The organism is Xanthomonas sp. WHRI 8932A, from assembly GCF_035012785.1.
In the GTDB taxonomy this organism is placed as follows: Bacteria; Pseudomonadota; Gammaproteobacteria; order Xanthomonadales; family Xanthomonadaceae; genus Xanthomonas.
The window spans coordinates 106,263-129,998 of sequence record NZ_JAYGQQ010000002.1 but is presented as its reverse complement, the minus strand read 5'-3'; the positions used below and the strand labels follow the sequence as shown (position 1 = coordinate 129,998).

General features: G+C 65.1%; 19 protein-coding genes and 2 other RNA genes. 12 read left to right on the top strand and 9 right to left on the bottom strand.

All coding sequences use genetic code 11. The features are described from left to right. Window positions 1–117: 117 nt before the first annotated feature. A non-coding RNA gene (locus tag VC212_RS03330) (sX9 sRNA) lies at window positions 118–194 on the top strand. Between the two features lie 88 nt (window positions 195–282). Here VC212_RS03330 and VC212_RS03325 read toward each other — a convergent pair. Next, window positions 283–1,185, bottom strand: a complete 903-nt coding sequence (locus VC212_RS03325; RefSeq protein WP_055853265.1) for an NAD-dependent epimerase/dehydratase family protein — start codon at window positions 1,183–1,185, stop codon at window positions 283–285. A 167-nt stretch (window positions 1,186–1,352) separates the two neighbouring features. On the opposite strand from VC212_RS03325, the gene VC212_RS03320 reads away from it, so the two are divergent. The 6 genes from VC212_RS03320 to VC212_RS03295 are packed head-to-tail and all read left to right on the top strand — an operon-like array spanning window position 1,353 to window position 7,299. Continuing rightward, window positions 1,353–4,181: a monovalent cation/H+ antiporter subunit A gene (locus tag VC212_RS03320; RefSeq protein ID WP_323514489.1), complete on the top strand. Its 2,829-nt coding sequence runs from the start codon at window positions 1,353–1,355 to the stop codon at window positions 4,179–4,181. Continuing rightward, window positions 4,181–4,555, top strand: a complete 375-nt coding sequence (locus VC212_RS03315) for a Na+/H+ antiporter subunit C (protein WP_055853268.1) — start codon at window positions 4,181–4,183, stop codon at window positions 4,553–4,555. Before VC212_RS03320 ends, VC212_RS03315 begins: the two co-directional genes overlap by 1 nt. Then, complete coding sequence (locus tag VC212_RS03310) at window positions 4,552–6,096, top strand: monovalent cation/H+ antiporter subunit D (RefSeq protein WP_323514490.1); 1,545 nt, start codon at window positions 4,552–4,554, stop codon at window positions 6,094–6,096. Before VC212_RS03315 ends, VC212_RS03310 begins: the two co-directional genes overlap by 4 nt. Next, window positions 6,093–6,599: a Na+/H+ antiporter subunit E gene (locus tag VC212_RS03305; RefSeq protein ID WP_115512758.1), complete on the top strand. Its 507-nt coding sequence runs from the start codon at window positions 6,093–6,095 to the stop codon at window positions 6,597–6,599. The genes VC212_RS03310 and VC212_RS03305 overlap by 4 nt, the downstream gene beginning before the upstream one ends. Beyond that, complete coding sequence (locus VC212_RS03300; protein ID WP_055853273.1) at window positions 6,596–6,880, top strand: K+/H+ antiporter subunit F; 285 nt, start codon at window positions 6,596–6,598, stop codon at window positions 6,878–6,880. Before VC212_RS03305 ends, VC212_RS03300 begins: the two co-directional genes overlap by 4 nt. Continuing rightward, a complete protein-coding gene (locus VC212_RS03295) occupies window positions 6,877–7,299 on the top strand; it encodes a Na+/H+ antiporter subunit G (protein ID WP_115552759.1) in 423 nt (140 codons plus the stop codon). The genes VC212_RS03300 and VC212_RS03295 overlap by 4 nt, the downstream gene beginning before the upstream one ends. A 366-nt stretch (window positions 7,300–7,665) precedes the next feature. Here the strand turns inward: VC212_RS03295 and VC212_RS03290 are convergent, their stop codons facing one another. Continuing rightward, the gene (locus VC212_RS03290) at window positions 7,666–8,289 is read right to left on the bottom strand and encodes a lectin (RefSeq protein WP_323514576.1); all 624 of its coding nucleotides are present in this window, start codon (window positions 8,287–8,289) and stop codon (window positions 7,666–7,668) included. A gap of 165 nt (window positions 8,290–8,454) precedes the next feature. On the opposite strand from VC212_RS03290, the gene VC212_RS03285 reads away from it, so the two are divergent. After that, the gene (locus VC212_RS03285; RefSeq protein WP_323514492.1) at window positions 8,455–9,012 is read left to right on the top strand and encodes a hypothetical protein; all 558 of its coding nucleotides are present in this window, start codon (window positions 8,455–8,457) and stop codon (window positions 9,010–9,012) included. Between the two features lie 305 nt (window positions 9,013–9,317). Here VC212_RS03285 and VC212_RS03280 read toward each other — a convergent pair. From VC212_RS03280 to hppD, 4 genes are all read right to left on the bottom strand, one after another. Beyond that, window positions 9,318–9,394: non-coding RNA, sX9 sRNA (locus tag VC212_RS03280), on the bottom strand. 61 nt (window positions 9,395–9,455) lie between these two features. Then, entirely contained in the window at window positions 9,456–10,769 is a 1,314-nt protein-coding gene (gene hmgA / locus VC212_RS03275) for a homogentisate 1,2-dioxygenase (RefSeq protein WP_323514494.1), read from the bottom strand. A gap of 60 nt (window positions 10,770–10,829) precedes the next feature. Beyond that, the gene (locus VC212_RS03270) at window positions 10,830–11,222 is read right to left on the bottom strand and encodes a DUF559 domain-containing protein (RefSeq protein ID WP_323514496.1); all 393 of its coding nucleotides are present in this window, start codon (window positions 11,220–11,222) and stop codon (window positions 10,830–10,832) included. A 278-nt stretch (window positions 11,223–11,500) separates the two neighbouring features. Continuing rightward, window positions 11,501–12,616 (bottom strand): 4-hydroxyphenylpyruvate dioxygenase, encoded by a 1,116-nt coding sequence (gene hppD, locus VC212_RS03265; protein ID WP_193553173.1) that lies wholly within the window; start codon window positions 12,614–12,616, stop codon window positions 11,501–11,503. 122 nt (window positions 12,617–12,738) lie between these two features. Between hppD and VC212_RS03260 the strand changes: the two genes are divergently transcribed. Beyond that, on the top strand, window positions 12,739–13,227 hold the full coding sequence (locus tag VC212_RS03260) for a MarR family winged helix-turn-helix transcriptional regulator (protein ID WP_055853286.1): 489 nt from the start codon (window positions 12,739–12,741) through the stop codon (window positions 13,225–13,227). A gap of 305 nt (window positions 13,228–13,532) precedes the next feature. Here the strand turns inward: VC212_RS03260 and VC212_RS03255 are convergent, their stop codons facing one another. The 3 genes from VC212_RS03255 to VC212_RS03245 form a co-directional block, all read right to left on the bottom strand. Next, window positions 13,533–14,123: a thioredoxin family protein gene (locus VC212_RS03255; RefSeq protein WP_104614334.1), complete on the bottom strand. Its 591-nt coding sequence runs from the start codon at window positions 14,121–14,123 to the stop codon at window positions 13,533–13,535. An 11-nt stretch (window positions 14,124–14,134) separates the two neighbouring features. Beyond that, window positions 14,135–15,655, bottom strand: a complete 1,521-nt coding sequence (locus VC212_RS03250; RefSeq protein ID WP_115526874.1) for an oligopeptide:H+ symporter — start codon at window positions 15,653–15,655, stop codon at window positions 14,135–14,137. 549 nt (window positions 15,656–16,204) lie between these two features. Continuing rightward, window positions 16,205–17,101, bottom strand: coding sequence for a tryptophan 2,3-dioxygenase family protein (locus tag VC212_RS03245; RefSeq protein WP_323514497.1), 897 nt, complete (start codon window positions 17,099–17,101; stop codon window positions 16,205–16,207). A gap of 719 nt (window positions 17,102–17,820) precedes the next feature. Here VC212_RS03245 and VC212_RS03240 point away from each other — a divergent pair. The 3 genes from VC212_RS03240 (at window position 17,821) to VC212_RS03230 (ending at window position 23,736) form a co-directional block, all read left to right on the top strand. After that, window positions 17,821–21,408 (top strand): lamin tail domain-containing protein, encoded by a 3,588-nt coding sequence (locus tag VC212_RS03240; protein ID WP_323514499.1) that lies wholly within the window; start codon window positions 17,821–17,823, stop codon window positions 21,406–21,408. Between the two features lie 176 nt (window positions 21,409–21,584). Continuing rightward, the gene (pdhA, locus tag VC212_RS03235; RefSeq protein WP_323514500.1) at window positions 21,585–22,673 is read left to right on the top strand and encodes a pyruvate dehydrogenase (acetyl-transferring) E1 component subunit alpha; all 1,089 of its coding nucleotides are present in this window, start codon (window positions 21,585–21,587) and stop codon (window positions 22,671–22,673) included. Next, window positions 22,666–23,736 carry an alpha-ketoacid dehydrogenase subunit beta gene (locus tag VC212_RS03230; protein ID WP_055853297.1) on the top strand — a complete coding sequence of 357 codons (1,071 nt, stop codon included), beginning with the start codon at window positions 22,666–22,668 and terminating at the stop codon, window positions 23,734–23,736. The genes pdhA and VC212_RS03230 overlap by 8 nt, the downstream gene beginning before the upstream one ends.

Below are 23,736 nucleotides of genomic sequence, written 5' to 3'. Positions count from 1 at the left end.
TGCGGTGAGCGCGCAGACCCGGCAGATGCAAGGCCACGCAGCTGTCATCCCGTTTAAAGCGGCTAACAAAACGACTGGGCTCACCGCCAGGCGGCCGCGGCCGGTGTTCGATGCAGCATGTACCACGCGCACCTTCCGGTTCTGAGTGCGCCGTCCGTACCCACCTGACGACTGTTCGCTACGGTTTATTAGCCGCTTTTAGTCGCGCGTGAGCACTGCGACTGTCGGCGCGTCGAACCCGTTATGCGCTGCTCAACACTGCGACCGGACGCGCGCAATCGCTTACTCGCCAATACCGAGCTCTTCGGGCAGCGGGCGGAACGCGCGCGGGGCATAGCCGAAATCGCGACGTGCCGGCTCCAGGTCGAACACCAGATCGTCGCGCATGCGTTGCAGCGCCGCCGCGTTCATGCCACGCAGGCGGCCCAGGCGTTGCGCGGCAGTCAGCGCCAACCCGAACAGGCTTGGTGGCACCTGATAGAGCCGCGCCGGCCGCGGCAGCGCCTCCAGCACCCGCTCCACCATCTGCGTGTAGGCCAGCACTTCGCCGCCGCCCACCGCGTAGCTGCGTTGCTGGGTCGCCGCTTGCCCGATCACCGCCAGCGCCGCGCTGGCCAGATCGTCCACATGCACTGGCTGACGCAAACCGGTGGCATTGGCGGGCAGCACGAAGGCGCCGGTGCGCTGCGCCAGACCGGCAATCTGGGTGAGCGTCTTGTCGCGTCCGGCACCGTAGACCAGGGTCGGGCGCAGTACGGTGGCGGTGGCGCCGCGCGCCATGGCCGCAGAAAACAACGCCTGTTCGGCATGCGCCAACCGTTGCGCCACGTCGCGCTCGGCCGCATCGATCGAATGCTCCTTGACCTCCACGCTGGTCGAACCGAACGCCACGATGCGCGGCGCGGCGACCGGGTTTTCGGCATACCAGCGGGCGAAGTGGTCCAGCGGTCCGCAGCTGAAGATCACCTCGAACGCCTCGCCCGCGGCGGCCGGCACGGCCAGATCGCCTTGCCGCCAGATCAACCCGGAGCGTGCTGCGCGCGGCTGCCGCGACCATGCCGTTACCTGCCAGCCGCGGCTCAACAGCCGGGTCAACAGGCGCTCACCAATCTGCCCGCTGCCGCCGAACACCAGGGCGCGCGGCGCAGACACAGCGGTGGATGGAGCGGGATGGGCAGCGGTCACTGGAAAACTACGCGGTGATGAATGACAGCAGCATACCGAGTCCCTCACGCCGATGCGCCTGCCGTTTGGCGGGTAAGTCCTCGTATGCACGCCACCGGCGTTGACACGGGCGTCAGTCAACGTTTTGTTAAACTCTCTGGCCTGCTCGCGAATCTTGTGTTCCCTGCATGCCTTTTCCGCTGGAAATTCTGCTGGCGCTGCCCTTCGTGATGGCCGCCGCCGCTGCGCTGTTCGCGCGCGCGCCACGTTCGCTCACTGCGTGGTTAGCCGCGGCCGCGCCGTTGGCCGGCTTGCTGGTGCTTGCCAGCTTGACCCCGGCAGTGCTGCGCGGCGAGGTGATCCGCAGCGAGCATGCGTGGTTGCCGCAGATCGGGTTGATGTTCTCGCTGCGGCTCGATGGGCTGGCCTGGATGTTCGCGTTGCTGGTGCTGGGCATCGGCGCGCTGGTGGTGATGTATGCGCACTACTACCTGAGCGCACGCGATAGCGCGTCGCGCTTCTTCGCCTATCTATTGCTGTTTATGGGCGCGATGCTCGGCATGGTGCTGTCGGGCAATCTGCTGTTGCTGATGGTGTTCTGGGAACTCACCAGCATCAGTTCGTTCCTGCTGATCGGGTTCTGGTCGCACCGCAAGGATGCGCGCGAGGGCGCGCGCATGGCGTTCGTGCTGACCGCCGGCGGTGGGCTCGCACTGCTGGGCGGTGTACTGATGCTCGGCCGCATCGTCGGCAGTTTTCAGCTGGATGCGGTGCTGGCCGCAGGCGACGTGATCCGCGCCAGCCCGCTGTATCCGTATGCGTTGGGATTGGTACTGCTGGGCATCTTTACCAAGAGCGCGCAGTTTCCGTTCCACTTCTGGTTGCCGCATGCGATGGCCGCGCCCACCCCGGTGTCGGCGTATCTGCATTCGGCCACGATGGTGAAGGCCGGGGTATTTTTGCTGGCGCGCCTGCATCCTGCGCTGGCCGGCACCGATCTGTTTTTTTACACCGTCACCAGCATCGGCGCGATCACGCTCTTGCTGGGTGCGTGGTACGCGATTTTCCAGCACGACCTCAAAGGCGTGCTGGCGTACTCCACCATCTCGCATCTTGGTCTGATCACGATGCTATTCGGCCTGTCGACACCGATGGCGGTAGTGGCGGGCGTGTTCCACATCCTCAACCACGCCGTCTTCAAGGCGTCGTTGTTCATGGCCGCGGGCATCATCGACCATGAAACCGGTACGCGCGACATGCGCAGGTTGGGCAATCTGCGCCGCTTGATGCCGTTCACCAGTGCGTTGGCGATCATCGCATCGCTGGCGATGGCCGGCATTCCGCTGCTCAACGGCTTCCTGTCCAAGGAAATGTTCTTTGCGGTGGCGCTGGACACGCAAGCGCCGCAGCTGATGCGCATTCTGGCGAGTATCGCAGCGTTGCTGGCCGGCCTGCTCGGCGTGGCTTACAGCCTGCGGTTCGTGCACGACACGTTCTTCGGCGACGGCCCACGCGCGCTGGAGACCACGCCGCACGAGCCGCCGCGCTGGATGAAGATCCCGGTGGAAGTGCTGGTGCTGATCTGCCTGGCGGTCGGCATCGTGCCGGCGTGGACGGTGGCGCCGGTGCTGCGCGCCGGTGCCAGTGCGATTCTTGGCGACCGCTTGCCCGATTACAGCCTGGCGCTGTGGCATGGCTTCAACTGGCCGCTGGCCATGAGCATCGCCGGCATGATTGGCGGCACGCTGTTGTACATGGCGATCCGCCGCATGCTGGATCTGTATGCGGTGCAGAACCGCTCGCCAGGCAAGGCGGTGTTTCACTGGAACCTGCGTGCGCTGTTTGCCGCCACCGCCCGCATGACCGATGCGGTCACCAACGGCAATTTGCAGCGCATGCTGATGTTGCTGGTGCTGAGCGCGGTGGTGGTGGCGCTGGTGCCGTTCCTGCAGGGCGGCACACTGCCGGCCTGGCCGGCGCCCACGCCGATGCCGTTGCTGGGGTGGACGGTGTGGCTGCTGTTGATCGCCTGTGCGCTGGGCAGCCTGTTCCTGTACAAGCAGCGCCTGCTGGCAGTGCTGGTGCTGGGCGGGACCGGGCTGGCGGTCAGCCTGACTTTCGTCTTCCTGTCCGCACCGGATCTGGCACTGACGCAGTTGCTGGTGGAGATGGTGACGCTGGTGCTGATGCTGCTGGCGATGAACTACCTGCCCGAACGCTCGCTGCCCGAGCGCGCGCGGCTGCGCAAGATCCGCGATGTCTGCATCGCGATCGTGGGCGGCGCCGGTCTGGCCGCGTTGTCGTACACCTTGATGACGCAATCCAGCCACACCGTTGCCGGCGAACTGCTGCAACGCGCACTGCCCGAGGCGTATGGCCGCAACGTGGTCAACGTGATCCTGGTGGATTTCCGCGGTTTCGACACCTTTGGTGAAATCACCGTGTTCGCGATTGCCGGGTTGGTGGTGCATGCGCTGTTGCGACGCTCGCGCATGGCACCGGAACGCAACATGCCGGGGCCGGCGATCCGCTTGCCGGTGCCGGCGGATCTGGCGCAGATCATGTTCCCGCTGACCTTGACGGTGTCGCTGTTCCTGTTCCTGCGCGGGCACAACGCGCCCGGCGGCGGCTTTATCGCCGGGTTGGTGCTGGCGGTGCCGTTGCTGATGCAGTACGTGATCCAGGGCGCCGCATCGGTGGAGTCGCGCTTCGGCTTCGACTACATCCGGCTGATCGGCATCGGCTTGTTGTGCGCATTGCTCAGCGGTGCCGGGTCGCTGCTCTTCGGCTTGCCGTTCTTGAGCAGCGGGCACGTCAACATCCCCTTGCCGCTGTTGGGCGAGCTGGAACTTGCCAGCGCGCTGGGCTTCGATATCGGTGTGTATCTGGTGGTATTCGGTGCGGCGATGTTGATGCTGTCGATGATGGGCACGATCAAACCGTCGCGTACGCGCAGTTCGCAGCGCGGCGAGATCGACCCCACGCAACGTTCGACACGCACCGCGGAGCAGCATTGATGGAATTGGCAATGGCAAGCGCGATCGGCGTCCTCACCGCATTGGCGATCTATCTGCTGCTGCGCGCGCGCAGCTTCGATGTGATCCTGGGGATGACCTTCCTGTCGTATGCGACCAATCTGCTGATCTTCGCCGGTGGGCGGCTGCGCAGCGGCCAGCCGCCGGTCTTGCGCGACGGCGTGCCGGTGGACCTGCAGCACTACACCGACCCGTTGCCGCAAGCGTTGGTGCTGACCGCGATCGTGATCGCGTTTGCGATGACGGCCGTGAGCCTGGTGCTGGCGATCCGTAGCCGCAGCGATAACGGCAGCGACCATGTGGATGCGCATGAAGATGCCGCCACCGGCATGGACACCCGGCAGGCGCGGCGATGAATCATCTGCTGATCCTGCCGATCCTGATTCCGATGCTGGGTGCATCCGCATCGCTGTTCGTCGAGCACCGCCGCTATGGGCCGCGGGTGCAGCGCAGCGTGGCATGGGTGAGCATGGCGTTGCTGGCGGCTGCGGTGATCGCGTTGTTTGCACGTGCCGCCGATGGCGGCGTGCTGGTCTATCTGCTCGGCGACTGGCCGGCGCGGCTCGGCATCGTGCTGATGGGCGACCGGCTGTCTGCCTGGATGTTGTTGACGACCTTGATCCTGGCCTCGGCGTGCCTGCTGCATGCCTGCGCCGGCTGGGACAGGCGCGCGCCGCACTTCCATGCCTTGTTCCAGTTCCAGCTGATGGGCTTGAACGGCGCGTTTCTGACCGGCGACATCTTCAATCTGTTCGTGTTCTTCGAAGTGATGCTGATCGCGTCCTATGGGCTGTTGCTCAGTGGCGGGCGCGGCCTGCAGATGCGCGTCGGCTTGCATTACGTGGTGTTCAACGTGTGTGCGTCGACGCTGTTTCTGATTGCGCTGGGCTTGGTGTTTGGCGTGTTCGGCACGCTCAACATGGCCGAACTGTCGCAGCGTATTGCCGACCTGCCGGCGCAGGATGTGCCGCTGGCCAAGGCCGCACTGGGATTGTTGCTGCTGGTGTTCTGCAGCAAGGCCGCCTTGTTGCCGCTGTACCTGTGGCTGCCGGAAACCTACTCGCGCGCGCCGGCCGCGGTAGCCGCGCTGTTCGCAATCATGACCAAGGTCGGGCTGTACGCAACGCTGCGCGTGTCGTCGCTGTGGTTCGGCGCCGGTGCCGGCGCGCTGCATGGCTTTGGCCGGCATGCGCTGCTGTGGCTGGGCATTGCCACGCTGCTGATGGCCGCCTTCGGGGTGATGGCCGCATCGCGATTGCGGGTGATGGTGTCGTATCTGGTGGTGTTTTCGGCAGCGACTTTGTTCATCGCCTTCTCGCTCGACGATGCCGGCGCACTGGGCGCGGGCCTGTATTACCTGCCGCACAGCAGCTTTGTGGCCGCGGCCTTGTTCATGGTGTCGGACCTGATCCGGCGCCGCCGCGGCACTGCCAGCGACCGCAAGGAAGTGGTGGCGCCGCTGCCGGGGCGGGCGATTCCCGGCACGATGTTCCTGATCGCCGCGATTGCGGTGGCCGGCCTGCCGCCGTTGTCCGGATTCCTCGCCAAGGCCGCCTTGTTGCAGCATGTGCCCGAAGGCCTGGTCGGGCCGGTCTGGGGCGCGGTTCTCGGCAGCAGCCTGCTTGTGGTGATTGGTTTGACCCGGGCTGGCGTGCGGCTGTTCTGGCGCGTGCCGGAGGCAGTGGAAGACACGCCCGCGCTGCAACCGCAGCGCCGCGGCCGCATGCGGCCGGTGGAGACCGCCGCCACGGTCTTGCTGCTGACCGGGCTGGTGGCGATGACGGTCGGTGCTGCGCCGCTGATGCGCTACACCGATGCCGCGGCCGCGCAGCTGCACGACCCCGGCGCCTATGTGGATCAGGTGCGCGCCACCACGCCGCAACGGAGGCAACCATGAACGCGCGCGTCTCGTGGCGACACCGCGTCTTTCCATCGGCGCCATTGAGCGTGACGGTCTTCGTATTCTGGCTGCTGCTCAGCGACAGCTTCGGGCCGCAGCAGTGGGTGCTGGGCGCGCTGCTGGGCGTGGTGGTGCCGATCTTCGCCGCAAGGCTGGACCGCGAATTCGCCCGCATCGGCTCGTTGCGCTCGGTACCGCGCATGTTGCTGGTGGTCGCCGCCGACATCGTGCGTTCCAACATCAAGGTGGCCATCCAGGTGCTCGGCCCGGAATCGCGCATCCATCCCGGGTTTATCTGGGTGCCGCTGGATATCGCCAATATCCATGGCATTGCCGCGCTGACCAGCATGATCACGCTCACGCCTGGCACGGTGTCGGCGGCGTTGTCGGACGACCGCAAATATCTGCTGGTGCACGTGCTGCATCTGGACGACCCGGACGCGTTGATCGCCGAGATCAAGACCCGCTACGAAAAGCCTCTGATGGAGATCTTTCCATGACCGGTCACATGTTCATCGAATCGACCATCGTCATCTGCATGCACACGGTGGGCCTGGCCATCCTGATGGCGCTATGGCGGCTGCTACGCGGGCCGACGGTGCCCGACCGCATCCTGGCGCTGGACACGCTGTCCATCACCGCCATCGCCGAGCTGATGCTGCTGGGCATGTATCTGGATTCGCCGATCTATTTCGAGGCCGCGCTGGTGATTGCGATGCTGGGCTTCGGCAGCACCGTGGTGCTGAGCAAGTACGTATTGCGCCGGGATATCGTCGAATGATCGCACTCACCGAATATCTGTTGAGCGCGCTGCTGCTGGTCGGCACCTTCTTCATCCTGATCGGCGCATTCGGGCTGGTCAAACTGTCGGACTTCTTCAAGCGGCTGCATGCGCCGACCAAGGCCAGCACACTGGGCGTGGGCTGCGTGCTGCTTGGCTCGGTGGGCTACCACCTGTTCCTGGGCGTGGACCCGCAACCGCGCGAGCTGCTGATCACCGTGTTTTTGTTCATTACCGCGCCGATCAGCGCGCACATGATGGCCAAGGCCGCGTTGTCGTTGATGATGGAAGACCGCCCGGAAGTACCCAATCACGGCGAGATGGAAAAAGAAGGCCTGCCAACGCCGGCCACCGAAGGCGATGTCGGCGAGAACGCAGAGACCGCCAAGCAGCATGAGCGGCCAGCGTCGGAGCACTGATCTCGCGCGGGGCCGGTAACGCGGGTGCGCGACGTAGCTTGGTTACGCGCCGCGCATTGCCACAGTAACGCCGCTGCGGACGCGATGGATGCCACGTGACTTCAGGGGTCGCGATGCGGCGTCTGTGCGGATTGCAGAAAACCGTAAGCCGACATCTGTTGCTAGCACTCCGGTAGACCTCGACCACTGCCCGTTGCATCGTGCATCCGCCACGCACGTCGGCGGCTGAGCCAGCAAAGCACGGCTGATCCATTCACCGTAGCGCTGCAGCGACGCTGACGCCGGCAGCGCCAGCGTGATCCATCCACCTCGCGCTGCTGCGCATGCAGCGACAGGCCCACACCGACATTCGACGTGACGCGGAGCTCAGCCGCAGCCTTCCACATAATCGACTTGCGGCGCCTGCCCTACCCGCCAGCTGCTGACCGTGCCGCCGGCATCGGTCTCGAAGACCAGCGCAGACTGCGTCGCGGCATCGGCATGGCGCAGCGTCTGCGCACCGGGCAGGTATTTGTGCGGTTGTGCGTCCAAGCCGTCGGGATACAGCGCGCGCAACTGCGCCACCGTCATGCCGACCTTGCCGCCGCCGGGCGCGATTTCCTTCGGCTCGCTGGTCTGGTAACGCACCAGGTGATCGCCTTCGAACATGAAACCGAATCGACGCGCGTCATCGGCCCACTGCGGGCGCAGCAAGTAACACCCGCCATCGCTGGCGGCATCGCCGCGCAATTCGCCACCCCAGGCCGCGCGCGCCTGCGCAGCGTCCATGCCCAACCGCAGGTCGCCATAGCCATCCAGCCGTGCAAGCGTGGTGGGTTCCTGGCGTAGATGCGGCGGAAACGTGCCGGGCGGGGCGGTTGCCGGCGGCACCGCGTCTGCGGGCTGATCGTTGGCAGACGCGACCGCTGCATGCGCGGTATCGGCCGGCGCTTGCGCAGCCGGCGCATCGTCGCCGCGATGACAGCCAGCCACCATCAGCACTACACCTATCCAACCAAGCAGTCTGCGTGTCATCGATGTGCTCCGTTATGCGTTGGCCCAGCCTACACAGCCGGCATCGCGGCGGTGTGCAGGGCACGGCAACCTGCCGTCGCGGTGATGTCATCGGCGCTTCATTGGCAGCGGTCACGCTGTCGGCTTCGCAGGACTGCCGCCATGACCCCACGCAAGACCGAACTCGCCCTGACGGCGCTGCAATCGCACCGCAGCCCACTGACGTTACTGCAGCGCCGTGCGCTGATCCTGGCCGATGGGCAGCGCGATCTGGCGACACTGGCGCTGTTGCTGGGAGATAACGGAGCCGCGTTGGTGCAGACACTGTGCGCGATGGGGTATCTGACCCACGTTGAAGATGCGCCAGCCAGTGCATCGCGCTCGACCGCTCCGATGGTTGCGGTGATGCCCATTGCCGCAGTGTCTGCGGCGGTCCAGGCGCCGCCAGTTACTGCGCCCACCGAGGAAGACCTGCAACGTCTGCGCCGTCGCGCTGCCACCAACGCGCGCCTGTACCTGCTTGACATCCTGCAGTTGCAGCGCAACCCGGTGGCGGTGGTGTTGCACCGGCAGTTGCAGGCCGCACGCGCGGAAGAGGAGATCGGCATCGCCATCAATACTGCCTTGCTTGAGCTTCCGCAGTTCACTTCGGCTTCGTATGCACAGCGCGTGCGCACCCGAATCGAAGAGCTACTGCCGGATGCGTTGCAGGCCGCGTAATGCCGGCCCGCACGCGGATTCGATTCTGGAGCGCAGCACGCGGATGTCGGTGATGAACTCCACGCGCTCGGTCATTTCCTGGCGATCGCCGAGACCGACGCTGCCTGCTGTTGTCGCAGTCCGTCGCAGCTGCGATGCGAAACCAATGTCGAAGAGCACGCCAGCACCCGCGTTGCGCTGAATGCACGTGGGCGTGCAATGGATGCCGGTGACGCGACGGCCGGCAGTGTCCGCGTTGGAAACGTTGGCCCCGATTGCACGCCATTGGAGGCGGCGCAAACCGGTTTGATCGGCGCGCTTAGAGCGGCTATGGAGACTTAGCGAGCAGGCGTCGGGCCTGTGTGGGAGGCGCACTCAGAACCAGAGTGCACGCGTGGTCCATGCCGCACCGAGCACCGGCTGCGCCCGCCTGGCGGTGAGCGCATACGTTTTGTTAGCTGCGCTTAGTCTGCCGGGCCAGACGTCGGCGCCTTGAACCCTGCACGCAAGCCGGACCAGCATTGCTGGTAATCGCCTTGTCGATGGGTAGCCTGTAGCGCCTGCTGGGTGGGGCGCAATACCGCGCGGGTTTCGAACATGAAAGCCATGGTCTCGGCGATAACGTCCGGACGCGATAGATCCGCCTGCGAGGCCTTGTCGAAGGTTGCCGCATCCGGGCCGTGCCCACTCATGCAGTTGTGCAGCGACGCACCGCCGGGTGCGAAGCCTTCGGCCTTGGCGTCGTAGACGCCATGCACCAATCCCATGAACTCGCTGGCCACATTGCGGTGGAACCATGGCGGGCGAAAGGTGTGCTGCGCCACCAGCCAGCGCGGCGGGAAGATTGCAAAATCCATATTGGCCGTGCCGTGCGTGTCGCTGGGCGAGGTCAGCACGGTGAAGATGCTGGGATCGGGGTGATCGAAACTGATCGAACCGATGGCGTTGAAACGGCGCAGATCGTAGCGATACGGCGCGTAACTGCCGTGCCAGGCCACCACGTCCAGCGGCGAATGGCCGATGTCCGCACGCCACAGATGGCCCTGAAATTTAGCAACCAGTTCGAATGCGCCTTCGCGCTGCTCGAAGGCGGCGTGCGGGGTCTCGAAGTCGCGCGGGTTGGCCAGGCCATTGCTGCCGATCGGGCCCAGGTCGGGCAGGCGCAACAAGCCACCGAAGTTTTCGCAGACATAGCCGCGCGCGGTGTCGTCGCGCAGCTCGACACGGAAGCGCACGCCGCGCGGAATCACGCCAATCTGCTGCGGCTCCAGTTCCAGCACGCCAAGCTCGGTGTGCACCCGCAGCCGGCCCAGCTGCGGCACCAGCAACAACTCGCCATCGGCGTCATAGAAAAAGCGATCGTGCATGGAGGCGTTGGCCGCATACAGATGCACGGCCACCCCGGTCATCGCCTCGGGGCCGCCATTGCCGGCCATGGTGTAGAGGCCATCGATGAAATCGGTCGGCGCGGTCGGCAGCGGCAACGGACTCCAGCGCAGTTGATCCGGCGGCACCGGCCCGCTGCCGAACGCGTTGTGGAGCTGCGACTGCTCGATCAAGGAGAAGCTGCCATGCACGGCCGCCGGGCGAATGCGGTACAGCCAACTGCGCCGGTTCTCGCCGCGCGGTGCGGTGAACGCGGTGCCGGACAACTGCTCGGCATACAGCCCGTGCGCCACGCGCTGCGGCGAGTTCTGCCCGACCGGCAGGCTGCCGGCCACCGCTTCGGTAGCGAACTCGTTGCCGAAGCCGGTCATGTAGTGCTGCTGGTTGTGCATGGTGGCGCGTCCGGATGTTGACCCTCCTCCTCGACCGCAGAAGGCTGGGCTTGGGGTGAATCAAGCCCCTCTCCCATCGGGAGAGGGGTTGGGGTGAGGGTACGGTGTAGCGGCCATCTTGAAGATTGTCTCCACCACCGCATCCAGCGAAAGCAACACATCGTTGTTCCAGAAGCGCAGCACTGTCCATCCCTTGGACTGCAACCAGCGCGTCCTTGCCTGATAGCTGAATGCCTGGTGCTGCGATCCATCCAACTCAACAATCAACCTGACTTCGACGCAGCAAAAATCTGCGATGTACGGCGGAAGTGGATGCTGACGTCTGAACTTGAAGCCTTGCAGCTGATTGCTGCGGAGACAGCGCCAAAGCTCACGTTCTGCGTCCGTCAACTCTTTGCGTAATGCGCGCGCATGGGTGCGTGTGACAGTGGGCAATGGCGGTATGATTTTCATCGCTCCACCGTACCCTCACCCCAACCCCTCTCCCGCAGGGAGAGGGGCTTTAACCACGTGCGTCTTCGTTGCCCTGTGTTGTCAGAAAAACACCTTGCCTGGGCGTAGTCGATTGCGGCCACTTGCCTAACGCTTCGTCTCATCCGTACCGGAACCACATCCGACGTGACGAACAGGCAGGCGCGACACCGCAACAATCTGCACCACTCCAAACTCGCGCCGACGCAGCTAATGGCACCAACCACAAATCCCGAACGGCGAATCACCCATCCCCGCCCTCAAAGCACCCCGCGCTTGATCTGGTCGCGCTCGATGCTTTCGAACAGCGCTTGGAAATTGCCTTCGCCGAAGCCTTCATTGCCCTTGCGCTGGATGATCTCGAAGAAGATCGGGCCGATGCTGTTGGTGGTGAAGATCTGCAGCAACTTGCGCTGCTTGGTGTCCACGTCCGCATCGATCAGGATCTTGTTGCGGCGCAGGCGCGCGACGTCTTCGCCGTGATCGGGGATGCGCAGGTCGACCACGTCGAAATAGGTGTCAGGCGTATCCAGAAAACTCACGCCGGCCTCGTGCATCTTTTCCACGCTGGCGTAGATGTCGTCGGTGAAGCAGGCGATGTGCTGGATGCCTTCGCCTTGGTAGGCGTCCAGATATTCGTTGATCTGGCTCTTGGGGTCGGACGATTCGTTGAGCGGAATGCGCACGATGCCATCGGGTGCGGTCATCGCCTTGGACACCAGGCCGGTCTTGGCGCCCTTGATGTCGAAGTAGCGAATCTCGCGGAAGTTGAACAAGCGTTCGTAGTAATCCGACCAACGCTGCATGTTGCCGAAATACAGGTTGTGGGTGAGATGGTCGATGAAGGTCAGGCCGAAGCCGACCGGGTGTTGGTCGGCGCCTTCGATGGGCTCGTAGTCGGCGTCGTAGATGCTGCCGGCATCGCCATAGCGGTCCACCAGATACAGCATGCAATCGCCGATGCCCTTGACCACCGGTGCCGGCACTGCGCGCGTCTCTGGCTTGTTCTGCACCGCTTCGCCGCCGTTGCCCAGCACCGTCTGCAGCACGGTATCGGCCGGGGTGCGGAAGCGGATGGCGAAGCCGCAGGCGCAGGGGCCATGCGCGGCCGCAAAATCGGCGGCAAACGAATCGGGGTCTTCGTTGAGCAGGAAATTGACCCCGCCCTGGCGATAGACGGTAATGGCGCGACTGCGGTGCCGCAGCACCGCACTGAAGCCCATCTTGCGGAAATAGTCGTGCAGTTGCGCGGCCTGGCCGGCCGGTGCGGCGAATTCGACGAATTCGAACCCGTCGATTCCCATCGGATTGTCGAAGGTGGTGACCTGCATCCCTGGATCGGGGCGGGCTACAGTGGTGTTCGGTTGTGCGCTCATCGTCGTTTCTCCACGCTAGGCGGCCCGCAGGGCTATGCGGGGTGGCAGAAGACCCGCGAGAATGCGCAGGCCACCCCTCGTTTGTAGTTGCAAATGAAACCAAAATCAAGACACAGTGCAACATGAGCGATCACGACACCTCCAACCCGCCGCAACATCCCGTGCTGCTCAACCTTGAGCAGTTCCTGCCGTATCGCCTCAGCGTGCTGTCCAACCGCATCAGCGCCAACATCGCCAAGGTCTACGGCGATCGCTACGGCATGGCCATTCCCGAGTGGCGGGTGATCACCATCCTGGCGCTGTATCCGGGCTCGTCGGCCAGCGAGGTCTCCGACCGCACCGCGATGGACAAGGTTGCCGTGAGTCGCGCGGTGGCGCGGCTGCTGGAACGGGGCTTCATCCGCCGCGAGACCCACGGCGACGACCGCCGCCGCTCGATGCTGGCACTGTCGCCGGCCGGGCGCCAGGTGTACGAAACCGTCGCACCGCTGGTCAACGAAATGGAACAACGGCTGATGTCGGTGTTCAGCGACGAAGAACAGCAGTTGCTGGAACGCCTGATCGACCGGCTGGCCAAGGATGGGCTACCGCGCATGGCGGGCAAGGACTGAGCTTCGCTTTGCAGTACGGCAGATGGCATTCGTGCAGCGCTGCGTTGATCGGGTTGGGCTCGGATACGCCGCGCTGCCAGGCACGCGGCTGACGCCGATGTCGCCGATGTCGCCGAGTGTGTTGCGCGATCGCTGCGGGCACTGCGTTATTGCAGGCAGCGATGCCCAACCCGCTCGCGTCATCGGGCATCGCATGCAACGGTCCATGCACATCCGCGTGGTCTTCGGACATTGCGCTTCGACAGGTACTCATAAAAAAACCCCGCAGCAGTGCGGGGTTTTTTGTGTGACGCATTCGCAGGGAATCAGGCTTCCGGCGGTGCCCACTGCTTGAGGAAATCGAACAGCTTCTTGCGATCGAAGCCCTCGCCCTTGCGCAGCTCCGGGCTGGTCTGGGTGGTCAACAGCTTGCCGTCGTTGTCCAGCACCAGCAGCGACGGATAGTCGTTGAGTTGGGCGAACTGCGACAGGAACGCGGCGTTTTCGTTGGCCGCATCGCGATTGACCTTGACCACCACAAAGTGCGCATCGCGGAAGCTGCGCAGCTCGGCATCGCCGCCCATCAACTCGTCCAGCGTCTTGCACGGCTCGCAGGCGGCGTTGCCCACGTTGAGCACGATGCGCTTGCCGCCGCGCTTGGCCTCGACCTTGGCCGTTTCCAGATCGGCGGCCGGATCGCGCGACGGGTCGTACTGCGCATTGAGCGCGGCCGCCGCTGCGATGTCGGCCGCGGTGGGCGTGTTGCCCGAGGACACCGGCTGGCTGGGGTCGGCACTGGGTGGCTTCTGCATCGACGTATCCAGCGGCCGTGGCGCTTCCTGTTGCTCGGCATGCTGCCCGCAGGCGCTTAACAGACCGGCCAGCAGCAGGCCACAGACAATGGGTTTGATCGGCATCGCTTTTCTCCTCACTTCACACCATGCATCAGTTTGTTGATCAGCGGCGCGATCAGGAACAGCAGCGCGCCGGCGCCAACCAGCGCCCAGAACCCGAAGGTATACCCGCCCAGCGCCGACGACACGCTCATGCCTTCGCTTCCGCTGACATGGCCGGCAAAGATACCCGAGAGGTTGTTACCGATGCCGGTGGACAAAAACCAGCCACCCATGCCGAAACCGACCAGGCGCACCGGTGCCAGCTTGGTCACCATCGACAAGCCGATCGGCGACAGGCACAGCTCGCCCACCGACTGGATGACGTAGACCATGAACAAGGTCCAGAACGGGATCTTGCCGGCATCGTTGACCAGGCTGGACAACGCAAACATCAGCAGCAGGAAGGCCAGGCCGTTGAACAGCAGGCCCAGGCCGAACTTGCGCGGAATCGACGGATTGAAGCGGCCGGACTTGACCCAGATCCACGCGATGACCGGCGCCAGCGCAATGATGGCGATCGAGTTGACCGACTGGAACCACGCCGTCGGGAAGGTCCACTCGCCGAAGTTGCGGTTGACGATGTTGTCGGCCAGGAAGGTGAACGAGCTGCCGGCCTGTTCGAAGAACATCCAGAACAGCACGTTGAAGGCGAAGACGATCAGCATCGCGATCACCTTGTCGCGCTGCACTTTGCCCTCGCGGATGCCTTCGACCAGCAGCATCACCGACAGGCCGATAAACAGCACCGTCAGCACGATCTGCAGCACATCGGCGCCGACAGCCAGCAAGAAGTACACCACCGGAATCGCCAGCACGCAGCCGGCCAGCACCATCAGCACACGGCCGATGCCCTGCGCGTCCGGTGCGGGTGCACCAATGCCCTTGAGCTGCGCGCGGCCGATCCAGAACCACACCAGGCTGATCAACATGCCCACGCCGGACGCCATGAACACCATTTTGTAAGCCGGCATGGCCTCGGTACCGAACACCTTTTCGGCCAGCAGCTGGGTCAACACCGGCGAGATCATCGCGCCCAGGTTGATGCCCATGTAGAAAATAGTGAAGCCGCTGTCGCGGCGCGGATCGGCCACCGAATACAGCTTGCCGACCATGGTGGAGATATTCGGCTTGAACAGCCCATTGCCGACCACCACGGTCGCCAGGCCGATCTCGAACATGGTGTGGTCGGGGATGGCGATCAGGAACAGGCCGGTGGCCATCACCGCAGCGCCGACCAGGATCGAGCGCTGGTAACCGAGCACACGGTCGGCCACATAACCGCCGAAGATCGCCGCTGCATACACCAGCGCCAGATACGCGCCGTAGGTACGCCCCGCCGGCGCCTGGCCGGTGGCATCGCCGCCAAAGAACTGCGCCACGATGTACAGCACCAGCGCCCAGCGAATGCCGTAGAACGCAAAGCGTTCCCAGAACTCGGTCATGAACAGCATCCACAGCGGCCGGGGGTGGCCAAGCAGTGTGGGGAACTCGGGAGGCGCAGGCGGCTGCGGCGGGGTGGAAGCGGATGTCGGCGCAGTTGCGTCAACGCTCATGTGGTGTCCCTTGCGTATTCAGTAATGGCTGGGTGCCCCAGGGCGGAACCCTGGGCGACGCGCGAGGATCACTTAGACGTCATGTACGCGTCAAATTCGCCGGAGTCGGCGGCGTGATGGGGATGGGTGAAGTGGCCGGGTGTTGTTGGGTTTGCTGCGTATCCTCTACCAGCGTGCGCGACACCATTTCCACATTTGTGATGTTCTTTTGGCAGCCCTTTGGGTGATCAGTGGGTTGATCGGTAAGGCGACCAAGGCGCTGCCGGTCAGCGGTAACCAACGCCCGCATCTCCCACCGCCGCATGCCCGCTTCCCCTTCTCCCGCCGGGAGAAGCTGCCCGTAGGGCGGATGAGGGTGCGATGTCGCTGGGTGGTGCCGATCGCCGAAATAAGAGCATCAGCAAACGGCTGATCCCGGGGATGAGGCCCGTACCCTCACCCCAACCCCTCTCCAGACGGGAGAGGGGCTTCAAGCGACTGCTTTCCCAAGTGAGTGCTCTCCCGAGTTTCAGCGCGCGCGCCCCTGCGTTGCTAAGCTTTTTGCCTCGCTCAGCGCTTCCCAGCGTCCGCACCACCCTGCGGCGCCCGGCTTTCCATACCCACCGAGGTGCGGACGTCGAACAGTTCCGGGAAGAACGTCAGCGCCAGCGCTTGCTGCAAAAATCCCACGCCGCTGGAGCCGCCGGTGCCGCGCTTGAAGCCGATCACCCGCATCACCGTGCGCATGTGGCGGAAGCGCCAGAGCTGGAACTGGGTTTCCACATCCACCAGGTCCTCGCACAGCGCATATTCGCGCCAGTAGCGGTCGGTGTTTTCGTAGATGCGCTCGAACACCGGACGCAAGGCGTCGTCCGCCACATGCGCAGCGGTCCAGTCGCGGGTTTGGTACTGCTGCGGAATCGCATGGCCGAAGCGGGCCAGATAACGCAGAAATTCTTCGTACAGACTGGGCGCTTCGAGCACTTCGCGCAGGCGCTCCTGGCCCTGCCGGTCGTACGCGAACACCTGCAGCATCTGCGGGTTTTTGTTGCCCAGCAGAAACTCGATATAGCGGTATTGCAGCGACTGGAACCCTGACGAGGGGCCGAGCACATCGCGAAATCCCATGTATTCGCTGGGCGTCAGCGTCTCCAGCACCGACCATTGCTCGGTGAGCTGGCGCAGCACCTGCTTGCTGCGCGCCAGCACCTTGCGGCACTGCCAGACCTCGTCGCGCTGCAGATGCACGATGGCCGCGCGCAACTCGTGCGCCAGCAGCTTTAACCAGAGCTCGGAGGTCTGGTGCTGGATGATGAACAGCATCTCGTCGTGGTGCGCCGGCTCGGACAGCGGCTGCTGCGCGGACAACAGCTGATCCAGCCGCAGATAGCCGCCGTAGGTTAGCCGCCCCTCCAGATCGGTGTGGATGCCGGGTTCCAGGTCACGCAGGTTCTTGTCGACGGGCATGGCAGTGCTGATGGATCGGGCCGGTCAGGGTAGCTCAGCGGTGGGGAGTGGGGAGTGGGGAGTGGGAATCGGGAATCGGGAATCGGGAATCGGGCCAGGGTCAGCGGTTGGCTTTGCTGTTGCGAGTTCAGAGTGGAATGCGCGTCGTCGCCGAGGTGGAACTGAAAATCCGCGCGTACAGTCGAGGTCGGCGGCAATTCGAGGCATCGGGCCAGTGAGGCCGCGTCCCTGGCGACCGGGATGGATGAAACGGGCGTCCGTTGCTTGCAAGCATCTCGGTGCGACTCGGCGCAGATGGCTGCGGCCTTTTGTTGCGCCCGGTTCGGGGATCGGCGGGCACAGTCCGAGTTGCCTGGTTGCTTGGTTGCTTGGTTGCTTGGTTGCTTGGTTGCTTGGTCGCTTGGTCGCTTGGTCGCTTGGTTACCAGGCTGCTTGCAGCGCTGGAGAACCATGCAAGGGCCAGCCGGTGCCTGCACCGGATGCCGCGCGACCCGGCGACACATCAAACGCCACACGTCCAGGCGTGTTCGACGCCGGCACTTATTTTGCTTCTGAACCACCCGGCCAGCCGCCAGTGCAGTCTCAGCCAGTGCACCGCTGTCACAGTATCGTCAACCAAGGTCTGCAAATTCATGCAGAATCGAACGGCGCTGCCGGCCAGGGACGTGGCCGGACCAGGGGAGCGTTTCACGTCTCAAGGATCAGGGGACTCTCATCTCATGCATGTGTTGCAGCGTCGTGCAGCCGTATTTCTCTGTGCGCTGGCAGTTGCCGGCCACGCCAATGCCCAGGTCGTCATCAGCCAGGTCTATGGCGGTGGCGGCAATAGCGGCGCCACCCTCCGCAGCGATTTCATCGAGCTGCACAACATCGGCAGTACCACGGTCAGCCTCGACGGCTGGTCGGTGCAGTACGCCTCGGCCGCCGGCAGCAGCTGGCAGGCCACCCCGTTGGCAGGCAGCGTGCCGGCCGGCGGGTATTACCTGGTCAAGCAGGCCGATGGCAGCGGCGGCAGCGTAGCGCTGCCGCCGCCCGATGCCACCGGCACTCTGGCCCTGAGCGGTACCGCCGGCAAGGTAGCGCTGAGCACCACCGCGTCCGCACTGAGCGGCGCCTGCCCCACCGGCAACGCCGATCTGGTCGGCTATGGCAGCAATGCCAGCTGCGCCGAAGGCAATGCGCCCACGCCGGCCCCCAGCAACACGCTGGCGGTGCTGCGCGGTGGCGATGGCTGCACCGATACCGACAACAACGCGGCCGATTTCGCCACCGGCGCGCCCACGCCGCGCAATAGCGCCAGCGCTGCGCGTCTGTGCAGCGGCGGCGGCCAGCCAATCGCCACGCTGGCCGATGTCAGCCAGGCCGAAGGCAATAGCGGCAGCCGCAGCGTGGTGTTCACGCTGAGCCTGAGCCAGGCGGCCGGTGCGGGCGGGGTGAGCTTCACCGCTGCCTCGCGCGATGGCACCGCCACCGCTGGCAGCGACTACATCGCCCTGCCCGCGACCACCGTGCGCATTGCCGCAGGCGACCGCACGGCCACTATTTCGGTAGATGTGCTCGGCGACACCCTCTCCGAGCCGGACGAGCGCTTCAGCCTGCAGATCAGCGGCCTCACCGGCGCGTTGCCGGCCACGCTCAGTGCCACTGGCACCATCGTCAACGACGACTTCAATCTGTTGCCGATCCACAGTATCCAGGGCAAGAGCACACGCTCGCCGCTGGACGGCCAGGTGGTGGCCACCTCCGGCATCGTGACCGCACGCCGCAGCGCCGGCTTCTTCCTGCAGGCCCCGGATACCGAGGCCGACGCCGATCCGACCACCTCCGAAGGCGTCTACGTCTATACCGGCAGCGCCCCGCCGGAAGCGGCCGCCATCGGCAACCGGGTGCGCGTGCAGGGCACGGTGATCGAATACGTGCCCACCGCCGACCCGACCCAGCCGCCACTGACCGAAATCGGCGGCAGCGTCACCGTGCTGGCCGATTCCACCGGCAACCCGCTGCCGTCGCCGGTGCTGTTGCGCCCGGACTTCCCCAACCCCAAAGGCGCCTTCGATCAGCTCGAAGCGCTGGAAGGCATGCGCGTGACCGCGCCCAGCCTCACCGTCAATGCGCCTACCGGCGGCAGCGTCAACGAGACCAACGCCACGGCCACCAGCAATGGCGTGTTCCATGCGGTGGTCACCGGCGTGCCGCGCGCCTTCCGCGAACCCGGCGTGCAAATGCCCGACCCGCTGCCGGCCGCCGCGCCTGTCGGCGTGCCGCGCTGGAACACCAACCCGGAAGTGATCGCCGTCGGCAGTGCCGGCGTCGGCGCCGAGCGGCTGGATCTGGCCGCTGGCTGCCAGGTGCTCAATGTGGTCGGCCCGCTGGATTACAGCTTCCGCCGCTACACGCTGTACCCCGAACGCACCCCGCAGGTGAGTTGCAACGATGCGGATAAACCGCGTCCGGCACCGATGCCGCAGGCCGACGATGTGTCCGTGGCCACCTACAACATGGAACGTTTCTTCGACGACCAGAACGACCCGGCCATCGGCGAACCGGTGCTCACCCCGGCCGCGTTCCAGGCGCGCCTCAACAAGGCTTCGCTGGCGATCCGCCGTTATCTGCATCTGCCCGACATCCTGGGTACGGTGGAAGTGGAAAACCTCAGCGTGTTGCAGGCATTGGCGGCACGCATCAATGCCGATACGGCAGGCTCCGGCCAACCGAATCCGCAATACGTGGCCTACCTGCAGGAAGGCAACGACGTCGGCGGCATCGATGTCGGCTTCCTGGTCAAGACCGCCGACGTTGCCGCCGGCGTGCCACGCGTGGAAGTGCTTTCCATCGCGCAGGAAGGCAAGACCACCACGTGGACGGAGCCGGCCGGCGCTGTCAGCCTGCTCAACGACCGTCCACCGCTGGTGCTCACGGCCAACGTGCATCAGGCCGACGGCCGCGTGCTGCCGCTGTCCGCCATCGTGGTGCATCAGCGCTCGCTCAACGGCGCCGAGACCGACGACGCAGCCGGCACCCGCATCCGCGCCAAGCGCCAGGCCCAGGCCGAGTATCTGGCGCGCCTGCTGCAGACGCGTCAGCAACTCAATCCGGCGGAAAACGTGCTGGTGATGGGCGACTTCAACGCCTTCGAGTTCAACGACGGCTATGTGGATGCGATGGGCACCGTCACCGGCAAACCGGCGCCGGATGTGCAGACCGTGGTGGGCGGCGATGGCGTGGATCTGGTCGACCCGGACTACACCGATCTGACCTGGTTCAACACGCCCGACCAGAGCTACTCGTACGCCTTCGATGGCAACGTGCAGTCACTGGATCACATCCTGGCCAACGCGGCGCTGATGCGCGCACCCAACATCGCCTCGCTGTCGGTGGGCCATGCCCGCATCAATGCCGATTTCCCCGGCACCGCGCGCAACGATGCCAACACGCCCACGCGTCTTTCGGATCACGATCCCACCGTGGTGCTGTTGCGCATGACTCCGCAAGTCAACGCGGACCTGGGCGTGGCAGTCAGTGCCGCACAGGCGCAGGTCACCGAAGGCGAGCGCATCGACTTCCGTGTGGATGTGGAAAACCGTGGACCCGACAGTGCAGCGTTTGCAGCAGTGGCATTTGCCTTCGATGCAGCGGTCAGCCCACGGCTAACTGCGGCACCGGGTTGGAGCTGCCTACCGCCGGAAACCGGCACCCAGACTGTGGTCACCTGCACCATCGCCTCGCTGGCATCCGGCAACGCACAAAGCTTCGCCGCGCAGGTCGAAGCTAGCTCGCAACTGGCCGGACGCACCCTCACCCTGGCCGCCTCGGTGGCCTCGCAATCGCCCGACCCGCAGCCGGACAACAACACCGACACCGCGGCCGTCGTGGTGCAGGCACGGCCGCAGCCGCGTAGCGACCTGGCGGTGCGGTTCGATGGCCCGGCCAGTCTGCCGACCACCGCGTTCAACGCCAGCTACCGCGTGCTGCTGGACAACGTCGGTGCCGCGCCGGCGCAGCGTCCCGGCCTGGTGATCGAGGGCAATACGGTGTCTGCGTTGTCGCAGCTGGTGCCGCCGCAGGGCTGGCGCTGCGACAAGCAGGTGCAATCGCTGCGCAGTGCCCGCTTCGTGTGCAGCAGTGCGGCAGTGGTGCTGCCGGGCGCGCAGCTGGCCTTCCAGCTGACCGTGGCGGCCAAGCCGATCCCGGCCGACGGTGCCATCCGCGTGCAGGCAAGTGCCACATCGGCATCGCCGGATGCCAACCCGGCCAACGATTCGGCGCTGATCGTCACCCCGATCGGAGGAGGCGCCGGCCGCCGCTGATCGCAGTGCACCACGTCGCAGTTTCTTACTGCGACAAAGGGCGCGGCCTGGTCCGCGCCCTTTTTTTGTGCATGCCAGCATCATTATGTGTTGCGGTGCAGGACAGCGTTTTGCTTCGCCGTCCTTAACATGGCAACTCATATCATTTGAAACTTCTTGATGAAGGTGTCGCCGCAATGAGCGTAGCCGCGCAGTTCCAGATCGACTATCTGCAATACATGGACGCGGACGGCAACTTCGTCCGCGACGACCTGCCGGCCGACGCCGCCAACACGCAAACCCTGCTCGCCCTGTTCAAGCGCATGCTGTTCGTGCGCACCTTCGACAGCAAGTCGGTGGCCCTGCAGCGCACCGGCAAGCTCGGCACCTACGCCGCCAGCCTGGGCCACGAGGCCACGCATGTGGGCATCGGTGCATCGATGCGCAGCGGCGACGTGTTTGCGCCCAGCTACCGCGAGTACGGCACCATGTTCGAGCGCGGCGTACGTCCGCGCGATGTGCTGCTGTACTGGGGCGGCGACGAGCGCGGCAGCGATTATCCGCGCGATGCCGATGCGGCCATCGACTTCCCGATCTGCGTGCCGATTTCCACCCAGTGCCTGCATGCGGCCGGCTCGGCGCTGTCGTTCAAACTGCAGAACAAGCCGCAGGTAGCCGTGGCCTGCTGCGGCGATGGCGGCAGCTCCAAGACCGACTTTTATGCCGCACTCAATTCGGCCGGCGCCTACAAGCTGCCGCTGATCCTGTGCGTGATCAACAACGGCTGGGCGATTTCGGTGCCGCGTTCGGCGCAGACCGGTGCGCAGACGCTGGCGCAAAAGGGGCTGGCCGGCGGCCTGCATTGCCTGCAGGTGGACGGCAACGATCTGATCGCGGTGCTCGAAGCGATGCGTCAGGCGCGCGTGCGTGCGCTGGCCGGCGACGGCGGCACGGTGATCGAGTTCATGACCTATCGCCTCACCGACCACACCACCGCCGACGATGCGCGCCGCTATCGCGGCGAAGACGAGGTCAAACAGGCCTGGACGCGCGAACCGCTGCTGCGTCTGCGGACCTATCTCACCGCGCAAGGTCTGTGGGACCAGGCGCAGGAAGACGCGTGGAAGACCGAATGCGGCGCGCGTATCGACGAAGAGGTCAACGCCTATCTCAATACCCCGGTGCAGCCGGTGGAGGCCATGTTCGATTACCTCTATGGCGACCCGCCGGCGCAGTTGCTGGCGCAGCGCGCCGAAGTGATGGCCCTGGAGGCGCGTCATGGATGAGCTCAAGCAGGTGCATGCGGAAACCTCGCACCACGCCAGTGCCCCCTACAACGCCGCAGCCACGCGCGGAGACAGTGCCATGAGTTCGCCCATCACCTTGATCGAAGCCATCACCCAGGCGCTGGCCTGGGAGTTGGAGCACGACCCGGCAGTGCTGGTGCTGGGCGAGGACGTCGGCGTCAACGGCGGCGTGTTCCGCGCCACCGCCGGCCTGCAGCAGCGCTTCGGCAGCGAGCGCGTGCTCGATACCCCGCTGGATGAAACCACCATCGCCGGCCTCAGCGTCGGCCTCGCCGCACAAGGCATGAAGCCGGTGGCCGAAGCGCAGTTCGACGGCTTCGTGTATCCCATGGTCGATCACCTGATCTGCCACGCCGCACGCCTGCGTAACCGCACCCGTGGCCGCCTGCATTGCCCGATGGTGCTGCGCGTGCCGTGGGGCGGCGGCATCCGCGCGCCGGAACATCACAGCGAAGCCAACGAAGCCATCTTCACCAACGTGCCCGGTTTGCGCGTGGTGCTGCCGTCCTCGCCGCAGCGCGCTTACGGCCTGTTGCTGGCCGCGATCCGCGACCCGGATCCGGTGATCTACATGGAGCCCAAGCGCATCTATCGGCAGTACAAGGAAGTGGTCGCCAACGATGGCGAAGCCTTGCCGCTGGATGTGTGCTTCGTGCTGCGCGACGGCACCGACGTCACCCTGGTCACCTGGGGCGCGCAGGTCAAAGAAGCGCTGGAAGCGGCCGACAAACTCGCTGGCGAAGGCATCAGCGCCGAAGTTATCGACGTGGCCACGCTACGCCCGCTGGACTTCGACACCATTGCCGAATCGGTGGCCAAGACCGGCCGCTGCGTGATCGTGCAGGAGGCGCCGCGCACCGCCGGCTTCGGTGCCGAGATCGCCGCACAGCTCGCCGAAAAATCGATGTACGACCTGCTCGCGCCGGTCGAACGCGTCACCGGTTACGACACGCATATCCCGCTGTTCCGGCTGGAAATGAAGTATCTGCCGAGCGTGGAGCGCATCGTCACGGCAGCGCGCCGTGCGGTGGCTGCTGGCTGA